This is a genomic window from Nitratireductor sp. GZWM139 (genome assembly GCF_030068685.1).
GTDB classification, from domain to species: domain Bacteria; phylum Pseudomonadota; class Alphaproteobacteria; order Rhizobiales; family Rhizobiaceae; genus Nitratireductor; species Nitratireductor aquimarinus.
In genome coordinates, this window is record NZ_JAMQML010000012.1 from 96,205 (window position 1) to 113,819 (window position 17,615).

The window sequence follows — 17,615 nt, forward strand, 5'->3', positions numbered from 1 at the left end:
GGTTGTATCCCGAGCGCCATCGAGCATTTTCGATGCGCCGGGTTTATGGCGGGAAATTGACGTTCCGTCCCACGCTAGTCTTAGCCGAATGCTTATTGAGAAACTGTTGCCAAATGGGCACAGAAGTCTGTGCGTAGACTTCGGGGTGTCGGACAGGGCGAAAACACGCCCTGCCCCGGAGCATCAAATCAGGACCGAGCCCGTTGTTCTTCGCGCTTGCGCGCAAGGATGGAGATCACGACCGACCCGCCGATCAGGAGCGCCGTGACAGAGAGTGCCACCGGCGACGGGATCTTGATCCAGTGCGCGATCAGCATCTTGAAGCCGATGAACATCAGCACGAGCGACAGGCCCGTCTGAAGGTATTTGAAATTGCGCATCATGCCCGAAAGCACGAAGAACATGGCGCGCAGCCCCATCACCGCAAAGACGTTGGACGAGAAAACGATGAAGGGATCGTTCGAGATCGCCAGCACCGCAGGGATCGAATCCACCGCGAAGATGAGATCGGTGAACTCCACCGTGACCAGAACCACGAAAAGCGGGGTCATGTAGAGAAGGCCGTTGCGCCGCGTCAGGAAGCGCGAGCCTTCATACTCTTCCGTCACGCGTCCGGTGCGCATCAACAGCTTCACGATCCGGCTTTCGCCGGGGTCCACCATTTCGTCGTCGGACGTCATCATCTTGAAGCCGGAGAAAACCAGCAGCGCGCCAAGCGCCATGCCGATCACCATGAACTGATCAACGAGCTTCACGCCCGGCACGATCAGCGAGAGACGCATCACGATCGCGCCAAGAATGCCGTAGAAGAGAACCCGGTACTGGGCCTCCGACGGCACTTTGAAATAGGTGAAGATGAGCGCGATGACGAAAATGTTGTCGAGGGAAAGCGCCTGCTCGACCAGATAGCCGGTCAGAAATTCGGCGCCGCGGTCCTTGCCGCCGAAGTAGAACACGCCTGCTGCAAAGACCATGGCGAGCGCCACATAGCCGGCAACGGTTTTCATCGCCTCACGCGTGGTGATCACGTGATCGCGGCGATGCAGGACAAAAAGGTCGAAAAAGAGAATAACGGCCACAAAAGCTAGAAAGCCGGGCCAGAGCCAATCATGGGTTGTCATTGGAAGGATACGAGGTTTGCGCCGCGTTTGCGCGTTGTCGTTCGATCCGACATCACAGGCAACGCCTTGCCTGCCAGAGGGGCCCGGACCGGGTGACTTCCTCTTATGTGCTGCAAAATCCGGCGCAGTACAAGCCTTCGGATCCGCCGAACCGCCCAAGCCATGCAAAAATGCATGGCATTTTCACCCCTTCCCCAAACAAAAAGACCCGGCCGAAGCCGGGTCTCGAAAAGCAGTCTGCGCGACGCGCTACCACTTCACCGAATAGTTGGCAGAAAGAATGCCGGCCCAACCCGAATCCACGGAAGCACCCCGCTCATTAGAATCCGCTGCATAGGCGCTTGCCGATGTCAGGTAAGATAGCGCAGCACCAAGGCGCAGTTCGCCGCCGAGATCGTCCTTGACTGCAAGACCGGCCGCCAGCAACCACTTGTCAGAGCGGAAGTCGTATCCAGTGGCAACACCACGGTCCCACTGCAATGAAACAAGTCCCGATATCTTTTCATTGAAGGAATGACCGACACCGCCGGTGACAGTCCAACCATCACGCCAGTAGTACTGGTTCTTCGAAGCTGCCAATGCAGTGACCAAGTCTAGAGTCTGGTTCACCGACCAGTCGGTCCATTTCACCGAACCAAAAGCCAGCCAACCAGGCGCAATGCCCGATTGCATGCGCAACTCGACACTCTGAGGCAGCTCTCCTCTGCCGAACGCCGGTCCGATGGGACGGCCACCAAGGGTCGCTGCGCCCTCAGCTTCATGCTTTGTGCCCGAACGGTAAAGCAGTTGCGCGCGAAACGCGATATCCGGAATGTCGTAACCGATACCTGCACGCCAGCCATAGGCGGAGCTGTCCAACTCAACACCTAGGGGCATACGAACGCCCGCTCGAACCAGCGGGGCCGCCGCAAGCGCGTAATCAAACTTCTCGACAAACGCACCACCAAGAACAGCCAGCCGTCCAGGGCCAATTGGCATGAAGGCAGCACACGTCGCGCCAAACTCAGTCACAGTGAAATCCTCTGAGACCTTTGACGACGGTCCAAAAGGAGCAATATAGTCCGACTTCGCGCCATAGGCGTCCACATAGGTACCTGCGCATGCCAAACGCTCGCCAAAGCTCAGCTTAACGGCCCCAGAGGGGATCGCGTAGGTTTCCAGATAATCAGTGCCGACCACCGCAGTGTTTGTCGCACCACCTACATCCGTTTTAATCTTCTGTGTGGGGATCACGATGATCGCCCCGGCACGCATATTGAAATTCCCATCCTCGTAGAGAATTTCAGTGTCTGCAACACCACGCGAGAAACCGCCAGCGTGAGCTGTGCCGATTGCCGCAGCCAGAACGGACGCTGCCGAAACAAAGCGAACAAAACCCATGAGAACCCTCTCCTCCAATTGTCCGATGGGAGGATAGCAGCGCCATGCCCCACCACAATTGGCCTTTGTACAGTTTGTCGCACCTCACGCTTACGTCAACGTAATACGCCTATTGAATAGGCAGGCGACAGCGGTTGCGGTTAGCCTGAGTCTTGCCGCCCATGCCTTAAAAAACCCCTGAATCTGACACATTCTGACATGGTGAGCATCACAAATGACGCCAGTGTTGCACAGGCGCAACACAACCTTGAGTTCTTCAAGAAACTGTCACGATCCGCTTGTTGAAAGCGTCGCGCTTCTCCTTGTGGACTTCCCATTCAGGCGAATCGCAAGCGGACATACAAAAGCCGCGCCCACCTTTCGGCGGACGCGGCCCTGATTGTCTTCACGCTGACGCCAGCCCTTTAGAGAGACTGGCGCAGTTTCGTCACCCGGCTTCCTTCACGCGGGCGAGCGCCACTTCCAGCCTGCCCTTCGCATCGGCGAACTCGGTGAGCTTTTCGCGCTCGGCGGCAACGATCTCCTGCGGCGCATTGGCCACGAACTTCTCATTGCCCAGCTTCTTTTCAAGCCGCTGCATCTCGGAGGACGTCTTGGCGATCTCCTTCTCAAGCCGCGCGGCTTCCGCCGACAGATCGATCAGGTCGCCCAGCGGCAGGCAGAAGGTGGTGTCGCCAAGCACGATCTGCGCCGAGCCCTTCGGCGCTTCACCGGCAAAGCCAAGCTCGCCGACCCGCGCCAGACGGCGAATGGCCGGATCATGGCGGGCGATGCGCGCACGCATGGCCTCATCCGCACCGACCGCAACGAGCGGAGCCGTCGCAGACGGCGGCACGTTCATCTCTGCGCGCACCGAACGGATGCCCGAAACGAGGTCGACAAGCCAGTTAATGTCGGCTGCCGCATCCTCATCCACGAAATCGGGAGCCGGCCAGCGGGTCAGCGCCAGAACGGCGTCGCGCCCGGCGTCGCCGCCGGTATGCGCCCACAGCTCTTCCGTCATGTAGGGCATCATCGGATGCAGAAGCTTGTAGGTCTCGTCGAGCACATAGGCCGCACAGGCCCGGGCCTCGGCCTTGGCCTCCTCGTCCTCACCGGCAAACACCGGCTTCAGAAGCTCCAGATACCAGTCGCAGAACAGGCTCCACACGAAACGATAAGCCGTGCCTGCCGCCTCATTGAAGCGGTAGGCCTCAATGCCTTCCGTGATGCCCTTTGCCGCCCGCGTCAGCTCCGTCAGGATCCAGCGGTTGATGGCGAGCTTCGCGTTTTCGGGACGGAAATTCTCATCCCGCTTGACGCCGTTCATCTCGGCAAAACGCGTCGCGTTCCAGAGCTTGGTGCCGAAATTGCGGTAGCCCGCCACGCGCGCCGGGTCGAGCTTCACGTCACGCCCCTGTGCGGCCATGATGGTCAGCGTGAAGCGCAGCGCGTCCGCACCATATTCGTCGATCAGCTCGAGCGGGTCGATGACGTTGCCTTTCGACTTCGACATCTTCGCGCCCGACTTGTCGCGCACCAGCGCATGGACATAGACCGTGTGGAACGGCTCTTCTTCCATGAAGTGCATGCCCATCATCATCATCCGGGCGACCCAGAAGAAAATGATGTCGAAACCGGTCACCAGAACCGAAGTCGGATAGTAGCGCGCAAGCTCCGGCGTCTTGTCCGGCCAGCCGAGCGTCGAGAACGGCCACAGCGCCGAAGAGAACCACGTGTCGAGCACGTCCTCGTCGCGGGTCAGGATCTCGCCCGGCTTGAAGTTCTCCAGCTTGTCCTCAACCCAGGCCTTCCAGGGGCCTTCATGCGAGATGTAGTGCTGGATCGCGGCCTCGAGCGCCGTCTCCTCGTCCTTCTCGACGAAGACCTGCCCGTCCGGGCCGTACCAGGCCGGGATCTGATGGCCCCACCAGAGCTGACGGGAAACACACCAGGGCTGGATGTTCTCCATCCACTCGAAATAGGTCTTTTCCCAGTTCTTCGGCACGAACTTCGTGCGCCCCTCGCGCACCGATGCAATCGCCGGCTTCGCCAGCGTTTTCGCGTCGACATACCACTGGTCGGTCAGGAACGGCTCGATCGGCACGCCGCCACGGTCGCCATGCGGGACCATGTGCTTGTGCGGCTCGATCTTCTCCAGAAGCCCGGCCTCTTCCATCATCGCGACAATCATCTTGCGCGCGTCGAAGCGGTCGACGCCGTCAAGCTCGGCGATCGTGCGGGCGAGCGGCGCATCAGCGCCTTCCAGCCCCTCGAGAAACGCCTCATTGCCTTTCAGCGTGATCGTTGCGTCCGTCGCCATCACGTTGATCTGCGCCAGATCATGCCGCTTGCCGACCTCGAAATCGTTGAAGTCGTGCGCAGGCGTCATCTTCACCGCGCCGGTGCCCGCTTCCGGGTCCGGATATTCGTCGCCAACAATCGGAATGCGGCGGCCGACCAGCGGCAGGAGAACGTTCTTGCCGATCAGATCCCTGTAGCGCGGATCGTCGGGGTGAACCGCAACACCGGAATCGCCCAGCATCGTTTCCGGACGCGTCGTGGCGACCACCACATAGTCGCGCGTCTCATAGCCATCCGGCTGCCCATCGGACGGCCGCCAGATGACGCGGTTGCCCTCGTCGTCCAGCCTGTAGGGATGCTCATAGGTCAGCCCGTCGGCGAGCGGGTAACGGAAATGCCAGAGATTGCCGTTGGTCTCGATCTGCTCGACCTCAAGGTCCGAAATCGCCGTCAGAAGCTTCGGATCCCAGTTGACGAGGCGCTTGTCCTTGTAGATCAGCTCTTGCTTGTAGAGCGAGACGAACACCTCGACCACGGCCTTCGACAGGCCCTCATCCATGGTGAAACGCTCACGCGACCAGTCGCAGGACGCGCCCAGCCGCTTGAGCTGGTTCATGATCGCCCCGCCGGACTCCGCCTTCCATTCCCAGATCTTGTCGACGAACTTCTCGCGGCCCATGTCGCGGCGGTGCAGCTGCTTTTCCATGAGCTGGCGCTCGACCACCATCTGCGTGGCGATGCCCGCATGGTCCATGCCCGGCTGCCAGAGCACGTCCTTGCCGCGCATGCGCTCGAAGCGCACCATGATGTCCTGCAGCGTGTTGTTGAGCGCGTGGCCCATGTGCAGCGAGCCGGTCACGTTCGGCGGCGGAATGACGATGGTGAAGGGATCCGCGCCAGGTTCTGCACCGGCGCCGGCCTTGAAGGCCTCGGCCTCTTCCCAGCGTGCGGCGATTTTGGGCTCGACGCTTGCTGCGTCGTAAGTCTTTTCAAGCATGAGGGTTTCCGCGCTAGAGCAATTCCGGAAAAATTGGAAACCGGATTTTCGCCCGGAATTGCATGGAGTCAAATGGTCAGCCCGCCCCGCCGCTTCATGAAACGGAGAAACGCACTGTCGAGACAGTAAACCAGAAATCTGGTCCGTTCACAGCAGGGTGTAAAGCCGAAGGGTCAGATCAAGTCAACCGGCAGTCGGCGCGGCTTATCCGCCGCGCGCGATCCGTTCGATCTCTTCGCGCACCAGGCGCTCGACAATCGTGGGCAGATTGTTGTCGAGCCAGTCCTGCAGCATGGGCCGCAGCATTTCCTCGGCCATCTGGTCAAGCTGACGACGACGGCTGGCCTCGAAGGCCTCGTTCAGTTCGCCAAAGGCCGCCGCAACCTTGCGTCCGGTGTACTCGGAGAGGATGCCCTGTTTCGCGCCCTCGCCCTCATCTGCAGAGGCCTTCACCTGCGGGAGTTCCTCAGCGCCTGCATCCTCGTGCCTGGCGACCTCGGGCTCCTGCTCCTCAACGCTGCGGTAGGAATAGACATCCGACGCATCATCGACGTCAGCCACATCCTCAACGACAGGAGCAGCAGCGGGCCGCGCCTCGGCAAGGCGCTGCATGAGACCGTGATCCACGGCCGGCTCAGGCTCGACAGGCTTGGAGTCAAAACCGTTTGCAGCCCGCCCCTCGTCGCGCTTTTCGCTCACGGATGGCCGGAAAGGCTCCTCGCGCAATCCTGCACGGAAACTCTCGACGTCAGGCGCAGGCTGAAATGGCGCGGCGCGCTCTTCAACGGCTGCGGCCGGCGCGGCGTCAGGCTGCTGCGCGTCCACGGGCTGCGCAGCGCGCTCCTGCGAGCGCTCATCCGCAGAAGCACCATTGGTCACGGCGCCAACCGCATCTGCCGCGCGCGCCACAGGCGCATCATTGTCTTCAATGATCCGTCGGATCGAAGCGAGAATCTCTTCCATGGAAGGCTCGCGCTGGCTTCCATTCGAAGTCAGCGCTTCTACCGCTGCTTCCATTTTGTGCGCACCGAAACCCTGTGACATAGTCAAATTAGCCGCCTCTAGCCTGTGTCCGTTTCACCGACTTTGTCCGGAGCGACATTCCCATTCCAAGTCCGGGCGCCAGTGCAGACGGTCGAATCACTAAAAAAGGGTAACGCAGCGTCTGCGGTATGAGAATCCCCGCGCAGCACCTGTTTCAGGTTGCACACAAGAATGCCGGGCGCAAAAGCAAACCCGGCATACGAGACTTTATGAAAAATGCGTTAAACACGCCGCCCTGCAGGACCAACGCTGGATACGCTTGCGGTTTCAGCGACCGTCCGGCGTGCGCAGTCCGTACCACTTGTCCTTGACGGCCTCGTAGTGTTCCTGCGGCCGGTATTCGGCAACCTGCAGACCGAGACGGTTCGCAGACAGATTGCCCGTGGCAGAAAGAATGGCGTAGCTGGCGACCACGATGTCGCGCTCGGCGCTGACACGGTCCACCTTCGCGGCAATCACGTCGGCCTGTGCGTTGAGCACGTCCAGCGTGGTGCGCTGTCCAACATTGCGCTCTTCGATCACGCCGTTCAGCGCCAGCTGTGCAGCCCGCACCAGTTCATGGTTGGCGGAAAGAACGCCCTGCGCGGCCTGATACTGGCTCCATGCGGAAACCACGGCAGCGCGAACCTGGTCACGCGCCACATCAAGATTGATGCGCGCCTGGCCAAGCGATTCCTTGTTCTTGCGCACCTGCGCAGAAGCCTGACCACCCTGGTAGATCGGCACGGTCAGATTGATGCCGACACGCGCGCTGTCGCGCGAACCGTCGCTGGGAATGCCAGGCGACGTGTCCTGATAGCTGTGCGAGAGCCCGACCGAGCCATTCACCTGCGGCAGGAAAGTGCCTTCGGCAGACTTCACGCGGAACGAAGCCGCATCGATCTGATGCTGACGGCCCTTGATGGCCGGGTGGGCTGCAAGCCCGGTTGCCAGTGCGCTGTCGAGGTTCTTCGGCAGAAGCTTGACCAGCGGGTTGGCGGTTTTCAGATTGTCCGGCGCATCGCCGATGAGCTGACGATAGACGGCAGAGCTCGACGTCACCGAAGCGCGCGCGGCGCTTAGCTGCGCCAGAGCCGCCTGACGGCGCGCTTCCGCCTGTGCCACGTCGGTGCGCGTGCCCTCGCCCACATCGAAGCGCGAACGTGCGGAGCGCACCTGCTCTTCCAGGAATTCGAGGTTTTGCGCGCGCAGCGCCGCGATCTGACGATCACGAATCACGTCCATATAGGCGCTGGCAGCGTTAAACAGCGTGTTGAGCTCCTGGTTGCGCAGCCCTTCATTCGCGGCGCGCACGCCAGCCTCGGCCGCACGCACATTGTTGCGCGTCTGGAAACCGTCGAAGATCGGCTGCGTCAGCGAAACGCCAAACTCACCGGTCCTGATATCCGTGCCGTCATTGTGGGTAAGCGCGAAGGACGCCGTGCCCTGAATGCGCGGGCGCATGCCGGACTTGGCAATCGCAACGTCTTCATCCGTCACCCGCACGCCGGCGCGTTCCGAGTTCAGGGTGGAGTTGTTCTGATAGGCTTTCGCCAGAGCGCCGAGAATGGTTTCGGCGGAAGCAATGGCCGGCGCAGCAATGAGCGCGGACGATGCCACCAGAGGGATCAGGAAACGACGGTAAAAGGACACGATCTGCCAACCTCGGACTGTTTTCGGCAGCCGCGCCGAATCGACACCACCACCTCTAATATCAATTCCGGCCTTTCGACCGGCGTCCACGCCCGGGAGACCAAACGGTTAGCCTGTCCCCCACCCCCAAATCCAGGCGCTCTTTATACAGACATTACATCAAACTCTTGATCAATTCCGTTGCAGGAAAGCAACAAGTCACTGATCAAAAGACAAATTCCGGTGCATTCTGGAAGCCGGGAAGCGGCTTCACGGCCAGATTGAATGCAACGCGGCTCGAAACAATGCCGTCATCCTTAACATAAAGCAGCGCCTGCGCTGCGTTGCCTTCACCGATCACGGCGACGAGTCGCCCGCCGTCGCGCAGCTGATCGATCAGCGTCTGCGGCACAGAATCCACCGCGCCGCCGATGAAGATCACGTCATAAGGCGCATCGTCGGCATAGCCGCCCTGCAGAGGTCCGCTGACCACGGCAACATTCACGCAACCGAGTTCGCTGAGCGCATCCGTTGCCTTGGCGGCCAGATCCTCATCGCTCTCCAGCGCAACCACAAAGCTTGCAAGACGCGACAGAACCGCAGCCGAATAGCCCGAGCCCGCGCCCACATTGAGCACCACGTCGCTGGAGCGCACGTCGGCGAGCTGCACCAGCTTGCCAAACGCTGCCGGTTCCATGAGGTAGCGCGCCGCGCTCTCATCCGTTGCCGGCGCGATCTCAAGATCCTCATCAAGATAGGCGAGAGCCTGCTTGCGGCCGGGCACGAACGCCTCGCGCGGAATGTCACCCATGGCGTCCAGAAGAGCACTCGCCGTCACGTCCGACGTGCGCAACTGTCCCTCAACCATATTGGCGCGCTGCTGGGAAAAATCGATTGTCATGCGTCTGGTTCCCGATGCCTGTTTTCGCGCCGCCCTCGGGACTGTGTTCCCAATGCGGCGAAAACAACGATTTCACGGGTTTGCTAGCGGCTACCGCCGCCCCTGTCAATTACTCCGCCCCGCTGCGGCATATTGGCGGTTGATAGCGCCCCGGCGCCCCCGAATTCCCGGCGCCAATTGTGTCAAAGGCCGGCTACCCCTTCACCCGGGCAGCGGAATGAACTCCTGATCGTCTCCCGTGGGCAGATCGAACAGTCCCGCACCCCAGCGCGCACGCTTCCAGTCTTCTTTCGCCGCTTCGATCCTGTCTTTCGAAGAGGCGACGAAGTTCCACCAGATATAGCGCGGGCCGTTCATCGTTGCACCGCCGAGAAGCATCATCCGTGCCCCTTCGCTTCCCGCCGCCACGGTGATCGAATCGCCCGGACGAAACACCATCATCCGCCCGGCCCCGAAAACCTGGCCCGCAACGGAGATCGCCCCGTCCGTCACATAGATACCCCTGTCCTCATGATCGTCCGGCAAAGGGAAACGCGCACCCGGCTCCAGCATCACATCCGCATAGAACATGTCGGAATACACCGTCGCCGGCGCAGTCTCGCCATAAGCCCGTCCCAGAATCAGACGCAGCGCGATGCCGTCATCGACGATCTCCGGCAGCGTCTCCTTCTCATGATGCTCGAATGCCGGGGCAGCGTCTTCCATCGCTTCGGGCAGCGCCACCCAGGTCTGGATGCCAAACAGGCTGTGCGGCCCCTTGCGGGCTGCCTCGCTGGTGCGCTCCGAATGCGAGACGCCACGCCCGGCAACCATCCAGTTGAGCGCGCCCGGATGAATGACCTGGTCCGAGCCGATACTGTCCCGGTGATGAAAATCGCCGCGGAAGAGATAAGTGACCGTCCCCAGGCCGATATGTGGATGCGGCCTGACATCAATCCCCTGCCCGGTCAGAAACTCGGCCGGCCCCGCCTGATCGAAGAAGATGAACGGACCAACCATCTGGCGGCGTGGCGCCGGCAGCGCGCGGCGCACCTCGAACCCGCCAATGTCACGGGCGCGCGGAATGATCAGCGTCTCGATGGATTCGGCTTCAATGTCATCCGGACAGCCGGGTTCGAGTGCGGGGTTCCAGCTCATCGACGCCTCCATACACGGGACAGCTCATCCCCAAACAGTACCATCCGCATGGTCGGCACAAAAGAAAAACGACCGCCGAAGCGTGCTCCGGCGGTCGATCTTGAACGGGTTCGTCCGTTACTTCTTGCTCATGCCGTCATACATGGCGTGCAGCAGATGATGCGATGCCTCGCCATCCGGGCCGACCGGCCAGTTCAGGAACTCGGTCTTCTGCATGCTTCCGTCCGCCTCATAGACCACCCTGTCATTCTTGATCGTCGCCTGGACGGTCAGGCTGGACAGGGTTTCCGGGTCGATTGCGGTCGGATCGTCGGAGAGAATCACGAAATCGGCCAGCTTGCCGGTTTCGATCGAACCCTTGTCGTCCTCCTCGAAATGCTGCCAGGCCGGCCAGATCGTCATGGCCTTCAGGGCCGTCGGCACGTCCACCCGCTGGCTCGGCCCCAGAATGTCGCCCGAGCGCGTGCGGCGGGTCACCGTCGCAGACAGAATGCGCATGCTGTCTGGCAGAGCCACCGGCGCATCGTGATGCGAACCGAACATCATGTCCCGCTGACGCACCCAGCCGGTCGGCGAGATATTGTCTGCCGCCACCGGTCCGACCGTGTGATCACGGTGCCAGTCGCCCCAATAGAAAGTGTGCATCGGGAACAGCGACGGGAAGACGTCAAGCCGCTTGATCGTGTCGACCTGATCCTCGCGCAGGAACTGGCCGTGCACCAGAACCGGGCGATTGTTCGCGTCGCTGTATTCCTTCTGCGCCACCTCGATGGCAGTCAGAAGCATGTCCGAGGCCGCTTCGCCATTGGAGTGCGTGATGATCTGCAGACCGTTCTTGTAGCAATGGTTGACGGCGTTTTGCACGACATCCATCCCGATCACCGCATAACCCGAATATCCGGGCGGATAATCGCCAACCGGGTTGTAATAGGGGCGGTCACGCAGCGCCGTAAAACCCTGCGGGGAACCGTCAATGGTCAGCTTGCAGCCGCCCACGCGGACACCGTTCGTATAGTCCTGCGAGAAATTCTCGACGATGTAATCCGGCGCTTCCAGAACGTCGGGAAACGCCACGACATCGATCGGCAGATCCCCTTCGGCGCCAAGCTTCTTCAGAACCTCCACGATCGATGGCGCAGAACGCCCGTCCTGCGCGGTCGTGTAGCCGAAGCGCGCCCAGAGTTCGGCGCCCGCGCGCGCAAATGCGTGCATGCCTTCCTCACCGAGGTCACCCAGCATCTTACCGAGAGCGGTAAAGAACGCATACTCTTCCAGCACGCCGTTCGGCTCACCGCTCTCGTCGCGCCGGATCACGCCACCTGACGGGTCCTTGGTATCGGCCGTAACGCCCGCCAGTTCCAGCGCCTTGGAGTTCACGACGCCCAGATGCCCGGACTGATGGACGATCAGGATCGGCAACTCCGTCGAAACGGCATCCAGTTCTTCGCGCGTCGGGTGGCGCAGTTCGGCCAGCTGCGCGTTGTCGTAACCGAAGCCGATGACCATCTGGACCTTGTCGACTGTCTCGGCGTTGTCTTCGATCCACTTTCCGAGCGCCTCCTGCAGGCTGGCGATGTCAGCAACGCCGCCATCCGGCGGCGGCAGAAGGTTTGCCGAGAGCGCCTGAAGGCCGCCAAACACCACATGACCGTGACTGTCGACGAAACCCGGCACCATGGCGCGACCGTCCAGCTCGAAAACGGTCGTCTCATCGCCCTTGTGGGCCTCAATATCAGCCAGCGCGCCAACGGCGAGAATACGTCCGTCCTTCACCGCAACCGCTTCAGCGGTCGGCTGCGCATCATTGATCGTCAGGATCGGGCCACCACTGTAGATCGTGTCGGCAATTTCCTGCGCACAAGCCGCTCCACCGGCAAACACGGTGCCCGCCAAAAGCAATGCACGTAGTGCGTGAAAATTCATCATAAGATCGCCCCTGTGTACTTCCATACAAATACCGTCCCCGCCCGCTTTTCCTTTCACGAATCAAAGAAGAGCGGAACGCGAAGCAGTCTCGCCCCTTCTAAGGGCGAACGCCAGTTTCAGCTTACGCTAGGGCAGGAATATGGTTATCAGTCGACTAACGGCTTCCCCCTCCCCTTCCACCTCCCCCTTGCCAGCGGGCGGAGCAATCCAAGAGGTGAGGACGGTCGAGGCTGGATCGAGAGACAATCTGCTCTCGCAAGCCCGAACCAACTGGCTTACGCCAGCCGGCGCGCCCACGGCAGCCAGCACCAAAACGATATGGATTTATGAAGAAAAAGAATTTGGAGGCCTCGCCCGGAATCGAACCGGGGTGCAAGGATTTGCAGTCCTCTGCGTAACCACTCCGCCACGAGGCCATGCTGGCAAGCAGCATCGAGCAGTTCAATAGGTTGCGACCATTTCCCCGTCAAGCGGACAATGTCATTGATCCGCAATTTATCGTCATAGCCCCTTATAAGAGCCCTTTCTCACCGCCTGTTCGTCCTGTCGCCGCCCCGGCGGCTCCACCAGACGGTCATCTTGCGCCGTTTCCGTCGCACCACGGCGATGTCATAGGACAGAATCAAAAGACCAAGCGGAATCATCCAGAAGCCCAGCACGGGCAAAAAGCCGAATATGCCCAGCACCACGAGGCCCGACCCGCCCGTGATTCGTGCCAGACGCGACTGGGGAATCGGGATTCGTTTCCCCATCAGCGAAACCGAAGGCTTCGCGCGCTTGTCGTCGTCCTGCCTGTCTTCCTGTTGTTCCATCGCCCGTTCCGTCGCCCGTTCCGCACATTTCAGCGGTTTTGCTGCACAAACGCTGATGCTTCATATGCGTTGCAAATTGGATCCAAGGAATGGCGCTTGTGAAAAAAAAGACAAAAAACACATTTGCCTCTTTGCAAAGCTGAATTCGGTTTGCTATAGGCACGCTCACTCGACAGAGCACAGGCGTTCCCCGGTAGCTCAGTGGTAGAGCAACCGGCTGTTAACCGGTTGGTCGCTGGTTCGAATCCGGCCCGGGGAGCCATTCTTTTCAAGCACTTAGCTGAAAATGAAAAAGGTACGAATTGCCGATAGGTACGGCATAGGTACGCTGAAGGCTTTTGCTAGCCTGCCCCTCGCCTATTCGGCTTAACTCCACGATGACGGCTGCAATATTTCTGATGCGCCCGTTTGGCGTTCCGAAGCGGCTCACCACAGACAACGCATTTCAGCTTGGCGCGGCTCTTAGCCTCTTGAGAGCTTCCCGTGTCGGTGATGCACATTTTTGGGAGCAAAAGCGTTGATGCCGGTTGTGCGCATTGAAAGCCTCGCCGCATTGCTCGCAAGTTTTCGGATAAAGCGCTTTTGCCTTTGGATCGTTGGCAATGCGCAGGCATCGAATCGAACAATAGACACGTTTGGGGTCGGCTTCGGCTGGGATCGGTGTTTTGCAGACACGGCAAGGCGGCCTCTTCTTCATGACCTCCAGACGTGCCTCCCGCTCTAAGTGATGGTAGTGATCCACTGCGCATTTTCGGCTGCAATAGATCGCGTCAGCCCGTTTTCCTTCCAGCGAAGCATTGCACCAGAGACATTCCGGCCCTCGAATATCGTCAAGCTTCATACGAATGCCCGCCTGTTGCCGGGGTTAACCACTAGATCGTAGGTCGCGCTTTCTTCTGCCTGCTGGAGCCGTTCCTGTGCTTTGAAATGGGAAGTGGCGCAAAGCTTGCTGCAAAACTTCGTCTGCTGCTCTTCCAGAGGGGACCGACATCGAATGCAACGGGTGCGCTCGATCAGCGCCCCCGCGCCATTCTGCGACCATTCCGGTTGCCCCTCGGCCCATGACGGTCTGTAGGCTCCGATGCGGTTCAACGCGGTATCGACAATATCTTTCGCAATCGCTTCGGCCTCATGCCAGCTCCAGCCATTCAGGCACAGGCGTGACCGGATCGCATGGCGGCATGTGGCCTCAAACTGGAACTTGCTCGCCTCGCCTTGCTTCAGGATCGCCACAACGGTTTCCACCAGATAGCGGCGACGGTCTCTGTTCAGGCGGTGGGGTTTCGGCTTCTGGGCCTTGACGGGTTTCACCCATGGGGTCCGGGCCAGCATTCAAGCCTCCCGGTCTTTGGGTTCCCCTGTCTGCTCGCTCTGCATGTTCAACGGGCTGAGATAGGCATTTGCCTCGGCATCGGTGCGCGGGTTCAAATGCTCGAAGCGGCGAAGATCGTTCGCGCTGTAAAGCCCGACCTCGCGCCCGATACGGTATCCCTGAAGACGCTGGAGGAAGTCGGCTCGCACAAGCAAATCCATGTCGAACTCGACTTCATGCGCCTTGCGACCGGCTTCGGAAAACAGATCGCGCATGATTGCTTGCTCCCAGCGGGTTAGCCATGGTTGCACGGTCCCGGCTGCAAACTGGCGGCGAAGCTCCACCACGTTGGAATAGTTCGCGTTGGAAAGCTCATTCAACAACGGTGCAGGAATATTGAAGATTCGCGCCACCTCCAGAACGGCAAGGCGGCGGGCTTCGGACAGTTCGGCATCGTGCGGCGTGGTGGAAATGCCTTTCCACTCCATGCCCTCTTCCAGAACGCCAATCTTGCCAGCGTTTTCAGAACCGCCATAGATCGCCTGCAACGTCTCCCTGAGCGTCTTTGCAGCTTCCGGGCCAATGGCTTCAGGATGGGTCACAACGCCGCTCAGGCGCGCTCCATTGCGCCATGTGGATGAGGCAAAGCGTTCGGTGGCAACAGCGCCCCCCAGAGCCTCCCGGCAACGATCCAGACGGCTGCGAGGCGTGAATGCATCGTCCCAGCGGTCACGCAAGGCGAAGACTTCGCCGGGAAGCAAGCGACGGGTGCTTACCTCGTCGGAGACCTGATAGCGAATGCGGCGGGTGCCGGGAATGCGTTCTATGCTGACCTGTCCCGGATGAATCGGCCATAGCGCATTCGGTCTGCCGTTGCCGTCGCGGATGATCTCGGCATAGGCCGCGCCATGCATGAGGCAATTGGCCTGCATGGTGGAAACGAACTCGACGGGCGTTTGCAGATCGTTCGGCGCGTCGGTGAAGAGCTTGGCGACCGGGTGCGAGGCTTCAGCTTCCCGAACGCCTTCGGCTTCCTTGCGATAGACCATGAGGGGAAGAGCCCCCACGGCTTCAGAGATGATCGTGATTGCAGAGAACGCGGCGGAATTGCCTTCCACCACGGCAGGGGAAACCATCTGTCCCGTTGCGGTCGGCAAGCCCAGCGTTGCGAGCAAATCCCAGCTTGTGGGTGCGGCGCGGGTTTCGCTTTTGGTGCCGAAAAGGCGCGTGAAGATGCTCATAGGGTCTCCATCCAGCGGCGGGCGGCGATAAGGCGGGGTGAAGCAATGGGACGCTGGCGAGCGTGAACGATTGTTCCCTCATAGGCCGGGAAGGCGCTCACAACGCTGATTTCGTGAAGCGTGACGGATCGAAGCTCGCGGCGGTCGGATTGCCAGCGCTCGCCCTCTGAGGGGACCGTGAAGCCAAAGGACATGCCTCCCAGATCGCCACGCTCGGCAAGCTCCAGCATGTCGCGGCCTGCCGTGGTGCCGGGAACGTCCATATCGAAGGCAAGCCCTCGACTGTCTTCGGAAAGGCGCAGGGTGCCCGACTTGGTGCGGGCGAGAACGCGGCGGGGGTCATGGTCGGCAAGGGCCAGAATGTCCCGGCCCTCGCTAATTGTCTTAGTGAAAGCGCCGGGAAGGATAACTTCGGTGAAGTCTCCAATCCGGGTGTCAACGCCATAGAGGGCGGCATAGCCCTCCAAGCGTCGGCCCTTGGCGCGAAGCTCTACGGCAACCCGGCGCTCCATGATTTAGACCTCCAGGTCGGATGCGACCGCAAAGGATTCGGCGTGTCGGACCTTCACGTCACAATCACGCATGACACGCACCTTGACGCGGCCCTTGGCATAGGCGGTTGCCTCATAGGGGTTCACCAGAATGTCGGTGCCGCTCCAGTAGCCAATGAGAAGCTGGGACCATGCGCCGAAAAGAACCGTGGTGGTGTCGGGCGTTCCGCTTTCGACCGGGATAGCGGTGGTGGTTGCCGAACCATATCCAGCCAGATTGCCCGGATCGGTCATGAGAAAACCATGCTCCGGCTCTGCCGCAACCTTGTTGGTGCCGCGAAGCTTGGCGACCGCCTTCGGGTTCATCGCCCAGCCCATTGCGCCGATGTCGGCATCGCTGGTCTGGATCGCGGAAATGAAGGCCAGCACCTCTTCCCATGAGGGCGTTGCAAGGCTCGCAGAAGCGGTGCCAGCGACGTTTGCAATGCCGGTCGGGGTGTTGCCCGTGCCGTCACCCATGAGAGCCTGAAAGTCGATTGCATTCGCAATCACGGCAGACAGGTCACGCCGCACAAGCTGCTCCACACTGGGAACGGCATTGATAAGGGTGCGCCGGCTGAAGCTCGTCATAGCGCCAACGGTTTTCGGGGTCAGCTTCACGTCATCGAATGCGGCATCGGTTTCGGTGATGCTGCCATCTTCATCAACCCATTGCGCCACGCTGGAGCCGGTCTGTTTGGGAATGTCGATGTCACCGACAAGATTGTCCAGAACCGTTGCGCCAAGGCGTCCGGTGATCAGGGAAGAGCGCAGGCGGTCAATGAAGAGATCAGGGCGGTGGACATTCGGCACAAGATCGGCGGCGCTGGAGCCTGCCAGAAGGGTGCGGTTCTCTGCGAAGAAAACTTCGTCGGGAACGGCAATGCCCTCGAACTTGCGACCGGAACGCTTGGCGACTTCCTGAGAAATTTCACGCTCGAAACCGGCATCGACATCATCACCCAGACGGGCGGAAATTGCCTTGGTGATCGAGAAGTCGCGGGCGCGCTCTTCGTAAGCGCCATCCTTGCCGGTGCCCTGAATAATCGCAGGGGCGGAACGCTCGGCCTCCTGAATATCGCGGGCGCGCTCGATCTTCTTATCAAGCTCGGTGATTTCGGATTTCAGATCGCCGTGACGCTTGGCTTCGTCGGCGCTGTAATCGTCACCACGGGTTTCAACAGCATCGGCCAGACGGCGCATTTCCGCGACCGCCTGACCACGCTTTTCGAGAAGTTCATGAAGCTTCATCAATCTTTCCTTCTAAGGGACTGGCGCGCAATCACTGCGGGCCTGTTCGAACAATAGGAATATACTCCT

Annotated in this window: 13 protein-coding genes and 2 tRNA genes; 1 reads left to right on the forward strand and 14 read right to left on the reverse strand. The window is 60.4% G+C overall.

Annotated features, from left to right (window positions below; genetic code table 11):
• Positions 1-188: 188 nt before the first annotated feature.
• The 10 genes from NDI72_RS15360 to NDI72_RS15405 all read right to left on the reverse strand — a co-directional run bounded on the left by NDI72_RS15360 (position 189) and on the right by NDI72_RS15405 (position 13,212).
• Positions 189-1,121: a TerC family protein gene (locus NDI72_RS15360; protein WP_206548870.1), complete on the reverse strand. Its 933-nt coding sequence runs from the start codon at positions 1,119-1,121 to the stop codon at positions 189-191.
• A gap of 249 nt (positions 1,122-1,370) precedes the next feature.
• A complete protein-coding gene (locus NDI72_RS15365; protein ID WP_283800877.1) occupies positions 1,371-2,501 on the reverse strand; it encodes an outer membrane protein transport protein in 1,131 nt (376 codons plus the stop codon).
• Positions 2,502-2,928: 427 nt separating this feature from the next.
• The gene (locus NDI72_RS15370) at positions 2,929-5,781 is read right to left on the reverse strand and encodes a valine--tRNA ligase (protein WP_283800878.1); all 2,853 of its coding nucleotides are present in this window, start codon (positions 5,779-5,781) and stop codon (positions 2,929-2,931) included.
• A gap of 204 nt (positions 5,782-5,985) precedes the next feature.
• Positions 5,986-6,798 carry a PopZ family protein gene (locus NDI72_RS15375; RefSeq protein ID WP_283800879.1) on the reverse strand — a complete coding sequence of 271 codons (813 nt, stop codon included), beginning with the start codon at positions 6,796-6,798 and terminating at the stop codon, positions 5,986-5,988.
• 294 nt (positions 6,799-7,092) lie between these two features.
• A complete protein-coding gene (locus tag NDI72_RS15380; protein ID WP_206546378.1) occupies positions 7,093-8,457 on the reverse strand; it encodes a TolC family outer membrane protein in 1,365 nt (454 codons plus the stop codon).
• Between the two features lie 205 nt (positions 8,458-8,662).
• Positions 8,663-9,337 carry a protein-L-isoaspartate O-methyltransferase family protein gene (locus tag NDI72_RS15385; protein WP_206546379.1) on the reverse strand — a complete coding sequence of 225 codons (675 nt, stop codon included), beginning with the start codon at positions 9,335-9,337 and terminating at the stop codon, positions 8,663-8,665.
• Between the two features lie 201 nt (positions 9,338-9,538).
• Positions 9,539-10,474, reverse strand: a complete 936-nt coding sequence (locus NDI72_RS15390) for a pirin family protein (protein WP_113156346.1) — start codon at positions 10,472-10,474, stop codon at positions 9,539-9,541.
• A gap of 117 nt (positions 10,475-10,591) precedes the next feature.
• On the reverse strand, positions 10,592-12,400 hold the full coding sequence (locus NDI72_RS15395; protein ID WP_283800880.1) for an amidohydrolase: 1,809 nt from the start codon (positions 12,398-12,400) through the stop codon (positions 10,592-10,594).
• A 342-nt stretch (positions 12,401-12,742) separates the two neighbouring features.
• Positions 12,743-12,816, reverse strand: a tRNA-Cys gene (locus NDI72_RS15400).
• A gap of 111 nt (positions 12,817-12,927) precedes the next feature.
• The gene (locus NDI72_RS15405; RefSeq protein WP_222474230.1) at positions 12,928-13,212 is read right to left on the reverse strand and encodes a hypothetical protein; all 285 of its coding nucleotides are present in this window, start codon (positions 13,210-13,212) and stop codon (positions 12,928-12,930) included.
• Positions 13,213-13,399: 187 nt separating this feature from the next.
• On the opposite strand from NDI72_RS15405, the gene NDI72_RS15410 reads away from it, so the two are divergent.
• Positions 13,400-13,474, forward strand: a tRNA-Asn gene (locus NDI72_RS15410).
• Between the two features lie 575 nt (positions 13,475-14,049).
• Here the strand turns inward: NDI72_RS15410 and NDI72_RS15415 are convergent.
• From NDI72_RS15415 to NDI72_RS15430, 4 genes are read right to left on the reverse strand one after another with little or no spacing between them, the layout of a single operon-like run.
• Complete coding sequence (locus tag NDI72_RS15415) at positions 14,050-14,544, reverse strand: hypothetical protein (RefSeq protein WP_283800881.1); 495 nt, start codon at positions 14,542-14,544, stop codon at positions 14,050-14,052.
• Complete coding sequence (locus tag NDI72_RS15420) at positions 14,545-15,765, reverse strand: phage portal protein (RefSeq protein WP_283800882.1); 1,221 nt, start codon at positions 15,763-15,765, stop codon at positions 14,545-14,547.
• Positions 15,762-16,277 carry an HK97 family phage prohead protease gene (locus NDI72_RS15425; protein WP_283800883.1) on the reverse strand — a complete coding sequence of 172 codons (516 nt, stop codon included), beginning with the start codon at positions 16,275-16,277 and terminating at the stop codon, positions 15,762-15,764. Before NDI72_RS15425 ends, NDI72_RS15420 begins: the two co-directional genes overlap by 4 nt.
• Positions 16,278-16,280: 3 nt before the next feature.
• Positions 16,281-17,546 carry a phage major capsid protein gene (locus tag NDI72_RS15430; RefSeq protein ID WP_283800884.1) on the reverse strand — a complete coding sequence of 422 codons (1,266 nt, stop codon included), beginning with the start codon at positions 17,544-17,546 and terminating at the stop codon, positions 16,281-16,283.
• Positions 17,547-17,615: the final 69 nt, after the last annotated feature.